We start from the raw sequence: 14,329 nt of genomic DNA, 5'->3' as shown, positions 1-14,329 counted from the left end.
CATGTTTGCCATATCTTCAGTCTTGCGTCAACATTCATTCGCATGTGAATTAGTATTATTTCGGATGAACTTGCCGGACCCAGGCCCACGGGCGTGATCGGAAAGATTCGGGTATCCCTATTTTTGCCAAGCAGGAGAGGACGATGATCGATTTGAAGGGCCGGGTGGCGATCGTGACTGGTGCCGGCGGTGGCCTGGGCCGGGCGCATGCGCTGCTGCTGGCGCAACGCGGCGCGCAACTGGTGGTCAACGACCTGGGTCCCGGGGCCGCGCAGGTGGTCGCGGAAATAAACGCCGCCGGCGGGCAGGCGCGTGCCGCCGTGGGTTCGGTGGCGGATGCCGGATTCGTGCAGCGCATGGTCGAGGACACGCTGCAGGCCTGGGGCCGGATCGACATCCTGGTCAACAACGCCGGGATCCTGCGCGACAAGTCCTTCGCCAAGATGGAGCTCGACGATTTCCGGCTTGTGCTGGAAGTGCACCTGATGGGAGCCGCCAACTGCACCAGGGCGGTTTGGGAACCGATGCGCAGCCAGGGCTACGGTCGCATCGTGATGACTACTTCATCCTCCGGACTCTATGGAAACTTCGGCCAGGCGAACTACGCGGCCGCCAAGATGGGCCTGGTCGGGCTGATGCAGACCTTGGCGATCGAAGGCGAAAAATACGGCATCCACGTCAACTGCCTGGCGCCCAGCGCCTCGACCCAGATGATGGAGGGGTTGCTACCCGCCGAGCAGTTGGACCTGCTGCGCCCGGAGCTGGTCAGCCCCGCGGTGCTCGCACTGGTCTCCGAACAGGCTCCGACGCGCGCGATCGTCTGCGCGGGTGCCGGCAGTTTCGAATTGGCGCATATCACGCTGACCCACGGTATCCATCTTGCCGACCGTTCGACCGCCGCCGAAAACCTGCTCGAACGCTGGTCGGAAGTCGCCGACCGCAGGAACGACTATGTACCCGCGCAGGGATTCGACCAAAGCGGACTTGAGCTGCGGAAGGCGGGCTTGGACGCCCCCTAAGGACGCCTCTCCGATATCCGCGGACCGCGTGCGCCCGGTTGGGAATCTCCAGCCGGGTTGCTTCCAACTGATTGTTTCAAAAGAAATTCCGCGCTGCAGCAGGCTTTTTTTCGAGGGGCTGGTTAAAGTGCGGGCAATCACGGGGCAAGTGCCGGGGCAGCAAGTGCAAACAAACGTTTCCAGGGCTCGCCCTTTTTTTTGCCAGCGGAATGGTAGCGCTAACTCTTTTTATGTTGGAGGACGTTGCCGATGACTCTGACCGCCGGTATCGATGCGGGAACGCAGAGCGTAAAAGTGCTCGTCTACGATGCCGACGCACGTCGCGCGGTAGCGTCCGCGAGCGCGCCGCTGGAGCTGATCAGTGGCGATGACGGCAGTCGCGAGCAGCACCCGGATGCGTGGGTCGAAGCGGTAGGCGCGTGCTTCGCCAACATCGATCCGGGATTGCGTCGCGGGATCGAGGCGCTCGCGGTTTCCGGACAGCAGCACGGCTTCGTGCCGGTCGGCGCCGAGGGCGAAGTCCTGGCCCCGGCCAAGCTGTGGTGCGACACCAGCAGCAGCGCCGAATGCACCGAGATAATGGAAGCGCTGGGCGGCGTGGAAGCCAGTATCGCCCTGGCCGGCAATCCGATCCTGGCCGGTTACACCGCCTCGAAACTGCCGTGGACGCGCAAGCACCGGCCCGAGGTCTATCGGCGCCTGGCCAAGATCCTGCTGCCGCACGACTACCTCAATTTCTGGCTCACCGGCGAAGCGTTCTGCGAACACGGCGACGCCTCGGGCACCGGATGGCTGGACGTGCGCACGCGGCGGTGGTCCGCCGCGATGCTGCGGGCGATCGATCCGCAGCGCGATCTTGCGGACTGCCTGCCGCCGCTGGTTTCCACCGAAAGCACGTTCCCGCTGCGTGCCGACCGTGCCGCCGAACTGGGCCTGCCGCCAGGCGTGCTGGTCGCGGTGGGCGGCGGCGACAACATGATGGCGGCGATCGGTACCGGCTGCGTGGTGCCGGGCAAACTGGCGATGAGCCTGGGCACTTCGGGCACGCTGTTCGCCTATTCGGACACGCCGGTGATCGACCCGGCGGGCGGCTGGGCGGCGTTCTGTTCCTCCACCGGCGGATGGCTGCCGCTGATCTGCACCATGAACTGCACCGTGGCCACCGAGACCATCGCCAGGTTGTTCGGCTTCAGCACCCGCGCCGGCGATGCGCATATCGCCGCCACGCCGCCGGGCGCCGACGGGCTGAGCATGTTGCCGTTCCTGAACGGCGAACGTACCCCCGACCTGCCGCTGGGCAAGGGCGTGCTGACCGGCCTCGATCCGCACAATGCAAGCCCGGCCCATTTCTACCGCGCGGCGATGGAAGGCGCGACGTTCACGCTGAAGCACGGGTACGACACTTTCCGTGCCGCCGGCATGTCGTTCGATCGCATCGTCCTGACCGGCGGCGGCGCCACCAGCGCCGCGTGGCGGCAGATGATCGCCGACGTGTTCGACCTGACCGTGGAAGTCCCGCGCGAGGCCGAAGGCGCCGCGTTCGGCGCTGCGTTGCAGGCCTTGTGGTCGCTCTCGCAGGCGCAAGGGGACAAGACTCCCTTGCCCGAACTGGTCGCCGCGCACGTGAGCAACGACGAGGCGCTCACGTGCAAGCCGAACGCCGGACACGTGAGCGCCTACCGCGAGCCGTACCACCGTTTCCTGGAACACCTTGCCGCCGTGCAACGCATCTACGCCGCATGACGCGCCTTCCTCCTTCACGACAGACCACAGGAACACCCCCATGAGCACCCAATACTTCGTCGGCGACAAGGAATTCTTCCCCGGTATCGGCCGCATCCCGTTCGAGGGCCGCGGCTCGGACAATCCATTGGCTTTCAAGGTCTACGACGCGCAGAAGAAGATCGGCGGCAAGACCATGGCCGAACACCTGCGTTTCGCGGTCTGCTACTGGCACAGCTTCTGCAATGCCGGGCACGATCCCTTCGGCCCCGGTACCCGCGCCTATGGCTGGGATGCGGGCGGCGGCAGCGCGCTGCACAAGGCCGAGGCCAAGGTCGATGCCGCGTTCGAGTTCTTCACCAAGCTGGGCGCACCGTACTGGTGTTTCCACGACGTCGACCTGGCGCCCGATTCCGACGACATCGGCGAGTACGAAAAGAACCTGAAGCACATGGTCGGCCTGGCCAAGGCGCGCCAGGACGCGACCGGCATGAAGCTGCTGTGGGGCACGGCGAACCTGTTCTCGCATCCGCGCTACATGAATGGCGCGTCGACCAATCCGGATTTCGCCGTGGTCGCGCGCGCGGCGGTGCAGGTCAAGGCCGCACTCGAGGCCACCGTCGAACTGGGTGGAGAGCACTACGTGTTCTGGGGCGGCCGCGAGGGCTATGCGTCGCTGGTCAACACGCAGATGAAGCGCGAGGTCGATCACTTCGCCCGCTTCCTGACCATGGCGCGCGACTACGGTCGCAGCATCGGCTTGAAGGGCAACTTCCTGATCGAGCCCAAGCCGATGGAGCCGATGAAGCACCAGTACGACTTCGACAGCGCCACCGTCGCCGGTTTCCTGCGCGAACATGGCCTGGACAAGGACTTCAAGCTCAACATCGAAGCCAACCACGCCACGCTTTCGGGCCACACCTTCGAGCACGACCTGCAGGTGGCGTCCGACCACGGCCTGCTCGGCAGCATCGACGCCAACCGCGGCAATGCGCAGAACGGCTGGGATACCGACCAGTTCCCGAGCGACCTCTACGACACGGTCGGCGCGATGCTGGTCGTATTGCGCCAGGGCGGGCTGGAAGGCGGCCTGAATTTCGACGCCAAGCTGCGCCGGGAATCCACGGACAACGAGGATCTTTTCATCGCCCATATCGGCGGCATGGACAGCTTCGCCCGCGGCCTGGAAGTGGCGCACGCGCTGTTGACCGATTCGCCGTGGGAACAGTGGCGCAGCGAGCGCTACGCCAGCTTCGACGGTGGCGCGGGTCGCGACTTCGAGCAGGGCAAACTGGATCTCGCCGGCCTGCACGCGCTGGCGCTCAAGCAGGGCGAGCCGAAACAGACCAGCGGCAAGCAGGAGCGTTACGAGAACCTGTTGAACCAGTACCTGCTGCGCTGAAGTACCCGCTTCCCGTAGGAGCGCCCCTTGGGCGCGATGCTCTTCATGCGGTGCTGGCGGAAAAGCATCGCGCCCAAGGGGCGCTCCTACGGGTCATGAAATCTTGATGACAACCAGGGCACATCCGATGAGCAATGCAGCAGCGCATGGCGGCGAAAACACCAGGTTCATCATCCTCATAAGTTGCGTGGCCACCATCGGCGGCTTCCTGTTCGGTTTCGACAGCGGAGTCATCAACGGGACCGTGGATGGACTGAAGCAAACTTTCCACTCCAGTTCCGCGGGCACCGGTTTCGAAGTGGCTTCGATGTTGCTGGGCTGCGCGTTCGGCGCTTTCTTCGCCGGCCGCCTGGCCGACCGCTGGGGCCGGCGCGCGGTGCTGATCATCTCGGCGGTGCTGTTCCTGGCATCGGCGCTGGGCGCGGGCATGGCGGGCAGTTCGCTGGTCTTCATCGTCGCCCGCGTGTTCGGCGGATTCGCCGTCGGCGCCGCCAGCGTGATGTCGCCGGCCTATATCGCCGAGGTCGCCTCCGCGCGCTATCGCGGACGACTGGCGACCGTGCAGCAGATCGCGATCATCAGCGGCCTGTTCTGCGCGTTCCTCAGCAACTACCTGCTGGCCAAGGCCGCCGGCGCCTCCACCGAAGCGCTGTGGCTGGGCCATGCGGCCTGGCGCTGGATGTTCTGGATGCAGGCGATCCCGTCCGCGGTGTTCCTGCTGCTGTTGCTGCTGATCCCGGAGAGTCCACGCTACCTGGTGGTGAAGGGCCGCAAGGAAGACGCGCTGAAGGTGCTGACCCGTCTCTACGGATCCGTGGAAGCGAAAACCAAGCTGGTCGAAATCGAGGGCTCGCTGTCGCAGGACGGGCATCGCCCGCGGCTGTCCGACCTGGTCGACAAAGCCTCGGGCAAGGTGCGCCGCATCGTCTGGATCGGCATCGGCCTGGCCACTTTCCAGCAACTGGTCGGCATCAACGTGGTGTTCTATTACGGCGCGGTGCTGTGGCAGGCGGTCGGGTTCTCCGAGAACGACGCGCTGCTGATCAACGTGCTCTCGGGTGCGCTGAGCATCGGCGCCTGCGTGCTGGCCCTGGTCCTGATCGACCGCATCGGCCGCAAGCCGCTGCTGTGGATCGGCTCGGCCGGCATGGCGGTGTCGTTGGCATTGGTGACCATTGCCTTCGCCAGCGCCGGACTGGATGCCGGCGGCAAGCTGGCGTTGTCCGATTCGATGGGCGTGCTGGCGCTGGTCGCCGCCAACGTCTACGTGGTGTTCTTCAACATGTCCTGGGGTCCGGTCATGTGGGTGATGCTGGGGGAGATGTTCCCCAACCAGATCCGCGGCTCGGGCCTGGCGGTGGCGGGCGCGGCGCAATGGACTTCCAATTTCGCCATCACCGTGACCTTCCCGATCCTGCTGGCCAGCATCGGCCTGGCCGGCGCCTACGGCATCTATACCGTGGCCGCGGTCATCTCCGTGTTCTTCGTGCTCAAGTACGTCTACGAGACCAAGGGCAGGGAGCTGGAACAGATGCAGGGTTGAGACGGCCATGGGCTCGCCGGCAGGTCATGCGTTCCACGGAAGCCGGATCGGCCGCTTGCCCTGTTCGGATGAATGCCGATGCGGCGGACGCCCGTCAGCCTTTCGCCGGACGTTTCCGCTTGGCGATGGGTGCGACCGAGTCGCGCGTCACCAGTTGGTGCGGGGCGACATGATCGACCACGACGCGCGTGCCGCGATCCTTGCGCCGGATGTTGCGCAGAAGGATGTCGATCGCGGAATCCGCCATCGAGGCGACCGGCTGGTGGATGGTGGTGAGCTCCGGCCAGACCGTGGTTGCGGCGGAGCTGTCGTCGAATCCCACCACCGAGAGGTCGTGCGGGACATCCATGCCCTTGCGATGGGCGACCGAAACCACGGCCGCGGCCATGTCGTCGTTGCTGGCGAAGATGGCGGTGGGCGGCGGCCGGTGGGCAAGCAGTTTTTCGCTCGCTTCCAGGCCGGACCGGTAGGTGAAGTAACCCTGCTGCACCAGCGTCGGGTCGTGGGCGATGCCCGCTTCGCTGAGCGCGGCCTGGAAGCCTTCGTAGCGGTGGGCGCTGGCGGTCTGGTTGGGATGGCCCTTGATGTAGCCGATCCGGGTGTGGCCCTGGGAAACCAGGTGCGCGGTCATTTCCTTGCTGGCGCGGAAATCGTCGATGCGCACGCAGGAGATCTCGTTGCTGAAACGTCCGGAAGCGATCGACACCACCGGGATGCCGGCGCTGACGAATTCCTTGACCACCGCCTTGGATTCGCACAACGGCGGGGGCAGGATGACGCCGGCCACGCTCTTGGCCAGGGTGCGCGCGGCACTGCGCTGCTCCTCGGCATTGAGGTTGTCCCAGGTGTCGATGACCAGCTGGGCAGCAGTGCGCGCGGCGCCGCTCAATGCGCCCACCAGCAGTTCGCGCAGGTAGGCCGAACTGGGGTTGGTGTAGATCAGCGCGATGCGCGTGTGCTGCGCGGCCGCCAGCGAACTGGCCGCCAGGTTGGGCGTATAGCCCAGGTCGCGTACCGCGCGCATGACGTTCTCGCGGGTGGAGTCGCGCACCTTGCCCTGGCCGTTGACCACGCGCGACACGGTCATCGGCGATACGCCGGCCTGTGCCGCGACTTCGTCGATGGTGACGGCGCGTCCCTTGCGGCGGACCGATTTCTTGGGTTTTTCCAACGCTCGCACCTTTGTCCTGCTGGCGGTCGCGGAGGCCGCAGCACGCGGACGCCGCCTCGATGACCCTGGAAACCAACCTCTATCACGAATCCGAGACTGGCATGACGACTGTTCGAATGGTAACGCTAACAGGCAGGTACGGCGATAGTCGGAATCGATCCGGCGCTCGCGTCGGCAGCGATGGGTCGGTGCGCAAGCGTCCACTTTCGCCTTCCAGGATGCTCGCTGCAGCATTCTTATCCGTACTGGCAGTCATGTCGTGGATGCCTGCCGCGCATGCCGAAGATGGCCACGAGCTCTGGCTGCGTTATCGGCAGATCGAGACCGTGCAGGCGAATGCCTATCGCGCCGACGCGTCTCAATTGATCGCAGGGCAGGGCACCCCGACCCAGGTCGCCGCGCGCGATGAGCTGCTGCGCGGCCTCGGCGGCCTGCTCGGCGCGACCTTGCCCGCATCCGATAGCGTGACCCGTGACGGCGCCATCGTCATGGGCACTGCCGCCTCGTCGCCGTTGATCGCCCGGCTGGGATTGGATCTGGATGACGTGGGAGCCGAAGGCTACCTGATCCGCAGCGTGGCGATCGACGGCCATCGCACGACGGTGATCGCGGCGCGCGAGGATATCGGCGCGCTCTACGGGGCTTTCCATTTCCTGCGCCTGGTCCAGACCGGGCAGTCGCTGGCGAAGCTCGATGTGCGCGAATCGCCGCGGCTGAAGCTGCGCGTGCTCAACCACTGGGACAACCTGGACGGGCATGTGGAGCGTGGCTATGCGGGCGCTTCGATCTGGGACTGGCACAAGCTGCCCGATTACCTCGATCCGCGTTACACCGAATACGCGCGCGCCAATGCGTCGCTGGGCATCAACGGCAGCGTGCTCAACAACGTCAACTCCAATGCGCTCAGCCTGACCCCGATGTATCTGCAGAAGGCCGCGGCGCTGGCCGGTGTGTTCCGCCCTTATGGCATCCGCGTCTTCCTCAGCGCGCGCTTCAGCGCGCCCATCGAGATCGGCGGACTGAAGACGGCCGATCCGCTGGATCCGGAAGTGCGGCGCTGGTGGCGTGCGAAGGCCGACGAGATCTACCGCATCATTCCCGATTTCGGCGGCTTGCTGGTCAAGGCCAATTCGGAAGGGCAACCGGGGCCGCAGGACTACGGCCGCACGCATGCCGAAGGCGCCAACCTGCTGGCCGACGCGCTTGCTCCGCACGGCGGCACGGTGATGTGGCGTGCCTTCGTCTACTCGGACGAGGAACCCGACGACCGCGCCAAGCAGGCTTACACCGAGTTCGTGCCGCTGGACGGCAAGTTCCGCGACAACGTGCTGGTGCAGGTGAAGAACGGGGCGATCGATTTCCAGCCGCGCGAGCCCTTCCACCCGCTGTTCGGGGCGATGCCGAAGACGCCGTTGATGATGGAGTTCCAGATCACCAAGGAGTACCTGGGGTTCGCCACGCACCTGGTGTACCTGGGGCCGTTGTACGAGGAGACGCTGCGCGCCGACACCTATGCGCGCGGCAAGGGCTCGACGGTGACCAAGGTGATCGACGGCTCGCTCGACGGCGACGTACCGGGCAGGAGCGGGCTGACCGGCATGGCCGGGGTGGCCAACATCGGCGCCGACCGCAACTGGAGCGGCTCGCATTTCGACCAGGCCAACTGGTACGCCTATGGCCGCCTGGCGTGGAATCCGGATCTGTCCTCGCGCGCGATCGCCGAAGAGTGGGTGCGGATGACGTTCTCCAACGACGAAAGATTCGTCGCGCCGGTGGTCGGCATGATGATGGATTCGCGCGAGGCGGTGGTCGATTATATGACCCCGCTGGGGTTGCATCACCTGATGGGCCGTGGCCATCACTACGGCCCGATGCCATGGGACGCCGGCGGGCCGCGCGCCGACTGGACGCCGGTGTACTACCACCGCGCCGATAAGAACGGCATCGGCTTCGACCGCAGCGCGACCGGCAGCAACGCGGACGCGCAGTACGCGCCGCCGCTGGCGGAGCAGTTCGGCGACGTGGAGCGCGTGCCGGAACAGTTCCTGCTGTGGTTCCACCACGTACCCTGGGATCACCGGATGCGGTCGGGCCGTCCGCTGTGGGACGAACTGGTCCATCGCTACACGCATGGCGTCGATGAAGTGAAGAAGATGCGCGCGACCTGGGACGGCCTGTCCGCCTACGTCGACGCCGGGCGGCATGCGCAGGTCTCCGCCTTCCTTGCGATCCAGCAGGACGAAGCGCAGTGGTGGCGCGATGCCAGCATCGCCTATTGGCAGAGCCTCAATGGCCTGCCGCTGCCGCAGGGCCAGGCGCCGCCAGCGCATACGCTCGGGTACTACCAGTCGCTTTCCTTTCCGCACGCACCGGGAAATTGAACATGATGCAACGCGACCGGTACTCCATCGCCTCTCCGCGGATCCATTGTCCACCGCGCGCGGCGGCCTTCGCCCGCGTAGAGCGGAGCTTGCTCCGCTGCCCTTGGATCCGGGGCGTGAACAGCCGAGCAAGCTCGGCTCTACTGCTGGCGTTCGGGATCGTGGCGCCGGCGATGGCCGGCGATGCCGGCGCGTTGCGCCTGCATCCGATGTTCCAGGACCACGCGGTGCTGCAACGCGACCAGGCGATACGGGTCTGGGGCGAGGCGAGGCCAGGCGATGAAGTGACGGTGACGTTGGCGAAGTCCCGGGCCAAGGCCCGCGCGGATGCGTCGGGGCATTGGCAAGCGTCGTTGCCGGCGTTGAAGGCGGGCGGGCCGTACACGTTGACCGCGAGTTCGGGCGACGCGACGCGAAGCGCCGGCGACGTGCTGGTCGGCGACGTGTGGCTGTGCTCGGGCCAGTCGAACATGGAGCTGCAGGTCAAGCGCACGCTGAATTCGCGTGCCGAGATCGCCGACGCGGACAACGATCGCATCCGCATGCTGAAGGTCGGGCAGAAGGAAAGCGTGGCGCCGCGGTACGATTTCGCCCTACCGGTGCAGTGGCAGAAGACCAATCCGGAGAAAGTGCCGGAATTCTCCGCGGCCTGTTACTACTTCGCTCGCGAACTGCAGAAGACCATCGATGTGCCGATGGGCCTGGTCAATTCCTCGTGGGGCGGTTCGCGGATAGAGACGTGGATCAGCGCCGAAGCATTGCGCAAGGTCGGCGGCTACGACGACGCGCTCGACGTGCTCGCGCAGTACGCGACCGATCCGCTGGCGGCGACCGCCAGTTGGGGCGAGGTCTGGGCGAAGTGGTGGCACGGCCGGCCCGGCGTGGCCCAGGGCGACGAGCCGTGGCGCGCGGATTACGCAATGGGCAAAGACTGGCGCGCCGCACCGCGCGAGCTCGGCGCATGGGAAACCTGGGGCGTGCCCGAACTGGCCGACTTCAACGGCATGCTCTGGTATCGGACCACGCTCAAGCTCACCGCGGAGCAGGCCGCGCAGGACGCGGTGCTGGCGCTGGGCACGGTCGACGAAATCGACATGACCTGGGTCAACGGCCGCGGCGTGGGCAGCGCCTACATCGGCGAGAAGCGCGAATACCCGCTGCCGCGCGGCCTGCTGCACGCGGGCGACAACACGCTGGTGGTCAATGCGCTGGACACCTACGTCTACGGCGGCATCACCGGGCCTTCGTCCACGCGCGCGCTGCGCTTCGCCGATGGTTCGTCGCTGCCGCTCGACGGCGCCTGGCGATACCGCATCGTGCCGATCGCGGTCGGCACGCCGCCGCTGGCGCCGTGGATGTCGGCTTCCGGCAAGACTACGCTGTACAACGGCATGGTCGCGCCGCTGGGCGGCTATGGTTTCCGCGGCGCGCTGTGGTACCAGGGCGAGTCGAACACCGGCGACCCCGTCGCCTACCGCGGCCTGCTGCGCGCGTATCGCGACGATCTGCGTGCGCACTACGGAGCGGACCTGCCGCTGCTGGTGGCGCAACTGGCCGGCTACGGCGCCGCGTCGACCCGGCCGGTCGAAAGCGGCTGGGCGGAATTGCGCGAAGTGCAGCGCGAAGTGGTGGACGAGGACAGGCATAGCGGCCTGGCCGTGGCCATCGACATCGGCGACCGCTACGACATCCATCCGGCCAACAAGCAGGAACTCGGCCGTCGCCTCGCCCGCGCCGCACGGCACGTGGTCTACGGCGAGAAGCTTCCGGCTTCCGGGCCGGTGCCGCTGTCGGCGAAACGCATCGACAGCGATGGCGAAGCGGTGGCGGTCGCGTTCGGCGACATCACCGACGGCCTGGTCGCCTACGGCGCCGAGGGTCCCATCGGTTTCGAGTTGTGCGGCAGCGAAGCCGGTTCCTGCCGTTACGCCGAGGCGCGGATCCGCAGCAAGGAAGTCGTCCTGCGCGCCCCCGTCGCCAATCCGGTGCGGGTGCGCTACGGCTGGGCCGACAGCCCGGTCGTGACCCTGTTCGATGGCGCCGGCCTGCCGGCGGGGCCGTTCGAGATCGACATTCCCTGAAGCACCTCCAAAGCGGACTTTTCCAATGAACAGCCAAGTCGTCAAAGAAACCAGTACCCACGGCTCCTCGCGCGACCGCGAGATCGTCGACGCCAGGGTCATCGTCACCTGTCCGGGCCGCAACTTCGTCACCCTGAAGATCACCACGCGTTCCGGCGTTTACGGGCTCGGCGATGCGACCCTCAACGGCCGCGAACTGGCGGTAGCGTCCTACCTGCAGGAGCACGTGGTTCCCAACCTGATCGGCCGTGATGCCGGCCGCATCGAGGATCTCTGGCAATTCCTGTATCGCGGCGCGTACTGGCGTCGTGGACCGGTGACGATGACCGCGATCGCCGCGGTCGATGTCGCGCTGTGGGACATCCTGGGCAAGATGGCCGGGATGCCCGTCTACCAGTTGCTGGGCGGGCGCTCGCGCGAAGGCGCGCTGGTCTATGCGCATGCCAACGGCCGCGACATCGCCGAGGCCAGCGACCAGGTCGGCATGTACATGGAAAAGGGTTTCCTGGCCATCCGTGCGCAATGCGGTGTGCCGGGCGTGAAGAAGGCCTATGGCGTCTCCACCGGCACCAAGCCCTACGAGCCGGCCGAGAGCGAATTGCCGGCCGAAACGGTGTGGAATACGCCGCGTTATCTGCAAACCGCGCCGAAACTGTTCGAACAGCTGCGCAAGGACCATGGCAACGACCTCGAGCTGTTGCACGACGTGCATCACCGCCTGACTCCCATCGAGGCCGCGCGCCTTGCACGCGACCTGGAGCCGTATCGTTTGTTCTGGCTGGAGGATGCGACGCCCGCGGAGAACCAGAAATCGTTCGAACTGATCCGCCAGCATTCGGTCACGGCATTGGCGGTGGGCGAGGTGTTCAATTCGATCTGGGACTGCAAGCACCTGATCGAGAACCAGCTGATCGACTATATCCGCACCACCATCGTCCATGGCGGCGGCATCACCCACATCCGCCGGCTGGCCGATTTCGCCGCCCTGCACCAGGTGCGTACCGGCTTCCATGGCGCTACCGACCTGTCGCCGGTCTGCATGGGCGCGGCATTGCACTTCGACACCTGGGTGCCCAACTTCGGCATCCAGGAATACATGTTCCATTCGGACGAAACCAACGAAGTGTTCCCGCACGACTACGTGTTCCGCGACGGCCGGCTGCATGTCGGCGATACCCCGGGCCATGGCGTGGATATCGACGAAAAGCTCGCCGCACGCTTCCCGTACGCGCCCAAGCAGCTGCCGGTCGCGCGCCTGGAAGACGGTGCGATGTGGGACTGGTGAGCACGCGCGGTAGCGAGGGATGATGAAGATGCGCATGAAAATCGGAATGCTGGTGCTGTGCTCGATGTTCGCGGTACCGGTCCTTGCGCGGCAGCCGGTGCTGTTCGACTGGTTCGAATACAGCGGCAAGGACACGGTATTCGAAACCCCCGTGCCCGAAGGAAGTTACCGCAATCCGGTGCTGGCCGGTTTCCATCCCGATCCCAGCATCGCCCGGGCCGGCGACCGCTTTTATCTGGTGAACTCCAGCTTCGCGTTCTTCCCCGGCATCCCGGTGTTCGAAAGCACGGACCTGGTCCACTGGCGACAGATCGGCAACGTCATCGACCGTCCCTCGCAACTGGACTTCGACGGACTGGGCATGTCGCGCGGCGTATTCGCGCCGGCCATCGAGTACCACGACGGCGTCTTCTACGTGGTCAACACCGCCGTGGACAGCGGCGGCAACTTCCTCGCCACGGCCACCGATCCGGCCGGGCCCTGGTCCGATCCTGTCTGGTTGCCCACGATCGGCGGCATCGATCCCTCGCTGTTCTTCGACGACGACGGGCGCACCTATCTGCTCAACAACGATGCGCCGGTCGGCACGCCGCGCTACGACGGCCATCGTGCGATCTGGATGCAGGAATTCGACCTGGCGAAGAAGCAGCCGTTCGGTCCGCGCAAGGTGCTGATCGATGGCGGCGTCGACCCTTCGAAGAATCCGATCTGGATCGAAGGGCCGCACATCTTCAAGCGCGATGGCTGGTATTACCTCAACTGCGCCGAAGGCGGCACCGGTCCGCAACATTCGCAGGTGATCCTGCGCAGCCGCGAGGTGTGGGGCCCGTACGAACCGTACGGGAACAATCCCATCCTGACCCAGCGCGACCTGCCGGGCGACCGCGTCCATCCCGTCACCAACGCCGGCCATGCCGATCTGGTGGAAGGATTGGACGGCCGCTGGTGGGCCACGTTCCTGGCCAGTCGCAATTACGGCGGAGTGCACTACAACACCGGCCGCGAAACCTTCCTGCTGCCGGTCGAATGGAAGGACGGCTGGCCGATGATCCTGGAACCGGATCTCGAGATTCCTTATGTCGCTGCAGGTCCGGCTTTCATGTCGCGCACGGAAACGCAGGCGCCCTCGACCGGAAATTTCACCTGGCGCGACGAGTTCGATAAGCCCGAACTGGATCGCGCCTGGATGTACGTGCGCGTGCCCAAACAGCCGTGGCTCGATTTCGCCAGCCACGCGGGGCAGTTGTCCATGCGGCCCTTGTCCGAAGCGCTGGACACGCTGCGCAACCCGGCGTTCCTGGCGCGTCGCCAGCAGCACACGACGTTCGAAGCCAGCACCGCATTGCGGGTGCCGGTCGAGGCGGGCACCGAGGCGGGCATCGCCGCCTTCCAGAACGAAACCCACTGGTACTTCCTCGGAGTGCGTCGCCAGGGCAAGCGCATGGAATTGTTCCTGGAGAAAAACGGCGGCGAAGGCGGACGCATCGTCGCCACCACGATGCTGCCGGCTTCGGACTCGCTGGAACTGAAGATCACGGGCGACGCCGCCGACTACTCGTTCGGCTACGACGCAGGCAGGGGCTGGCAATGGTTGAAGCAGGGCGAGGACGGCACCTTGCTCAGTACCGACGTGGCCGGGGGTTTCATCGGCGCCGTGGTCGGACCGCATGCGCGAATCGCCCCGAACGAACGAAACGGAGCAGACAAATGAGCGACAGGAATCCA

9 protein-coding genes are annotated in these 14,329 nt (G+C 65.9%); 8 read left to right on the top strand and 1 reads right to left on the bottom strand.

Features of this window, described 5'->3' with window-relative positions; all coding sequences use genetic code 11:
- Positions 1-143 precede the first annotated feature (143 nt).
- The 4 genes from CSC74_RS11235 to CSC74_RS11220 all read left to right on the top strand — a co-directional run bounded on the left by CSC74_RS11235 (position 144) and on the right by CSC74_RS11220 (position 5,686).
- Positions 144-1,019 carry an SDR family NAD(P)-dependent oxidoreductase gene (locus CSC74_RS11235; protein ID WP_162314549.1) on the top strand — a complete coding sequence of 292 codons (876 nt, stop codon included), beginning with the start codon at positions 144-146 and terminating at the stop codon, positions 1,017-1,019.
- 249 nt (positions 1,020-1,268) lie between these two features.
- Entirely contained in the window at positions 1,269-2,762 is a 1,494-nt protein-coding gene (gene xylB, locus CSC74_RS11230; RefSeq protein ID WP_162314548.1) for a xylulokinase, read from the top strand.
- Positions 2,763-2,802: 40 nt separating this feature from the next.
- On the top strand, positions 2,803-4,143 hold the full coding sequence (gene xylA, locus CSC74_RS11225) for a xylose isomerase (protein ID WP_162314547.1): 1,341 nt from the start codon (positions 2,803-2,805) through the stop codon (positions 4,141-4,143).
- A gap of 127 nt (positions 4,144-4,270) precedes the next feature.
- A complete protein-coding gene (locus CSC74_RS11220; protein ID WP_162314546.1) occupies positions 4,271-5,686 on the top strand; it encodes a sugar porter family MFS transporter in 1,416 nt (471 codons plus the stop codon).
- A 94-nt stretch (positions 5,687-5,780) separates the two neighbouring features.
- Here CSC74_RS11220 and CSC74_RS11215 read toward each other — a convergent pair whose 3' ends face one another.
- The gene (locus CSC74_RS11215) at positions 5,781-6,857 is read right to left on the bottom strand and encodes a LacI family DNA-binding transcriptional regulator (protein ID WP_162314545.1); all 1,077 of its coding nucleotides are present in this window, start codon (positions 6,855-6,857) and stop codon (positions 5,781-5,783) included.
- A 218-nt stretch (positions 6,858-7,075) separates the two neighbouring features.
- Between CSC74_RS11215 and CSC74_RS11210 the strand changes: the two genes are divergently transcribed.
- From CSC74_RS11210 to CSC74_RS11195, 4 genes are all read left to right on the top strand, one after another.
- A complete protein-coding gene (locus tag CSC74_RS11210) occupies positions 7,076-9,238 on the top strand; it encodes an alpha-glucuronidase family glycosyl hydrolase (RefSeq protein WP_162314544.1) in 2,163 nt (720 codons plus the stop codon).
- 173 nt (positions 9,239-9,411) lie between these two features.
- Positions 9,412-11,319 (top strand): sialate O-acetylesterase, encoded by a 1,908-nt coding sequence (locus CSC74_RS11205; protein ID WP_162314699.1) that lies wholly within the window; start codon positions 9,412-9,414, stop codon positions 11,317-11,319.
- 25 nt (positions 11,320-11,344) lie between these two features.
- Entirely contained in the window at positions 11,345-12,604 is a 1,260-nt protein-coding gene (gene manD, locus CSC74_RS11200) for a D-mannonate dehydratase ManD (protein ID WP_162314543.1), read from the top strand.
- 34 nt (positions 12,605-12,638) lie between these two features.
- A complete protein-coding gene (locus CSC74_RS11195; RefSeq protein ID WP_425501455.1) occupies positions 12,639-14,315 on the top strand; it encodes a glycoside hydrolase family 43 protein in 1,677 nt (558 codons plus the stop codon).
- The last annotated feature ends 14 nt before the right edge of the window (positions 14,316-14,329 follow it).

This window comes from Pseudoxanthomonas yeongjuensis (assembly GCF_010093345.1).
Classification (GTDB): domain Bacteria; phylum Pseudomonadota; class Gammaproteobacteria; order Xanthomonadales; family Xanthomonadaceae; genus Pseudoxanthomonas_A; species Pseudoxanthomonas_A yeongjuensis.
This window is presented reverse-complemented; position numbering and strand designations above follow the sequence as displayed.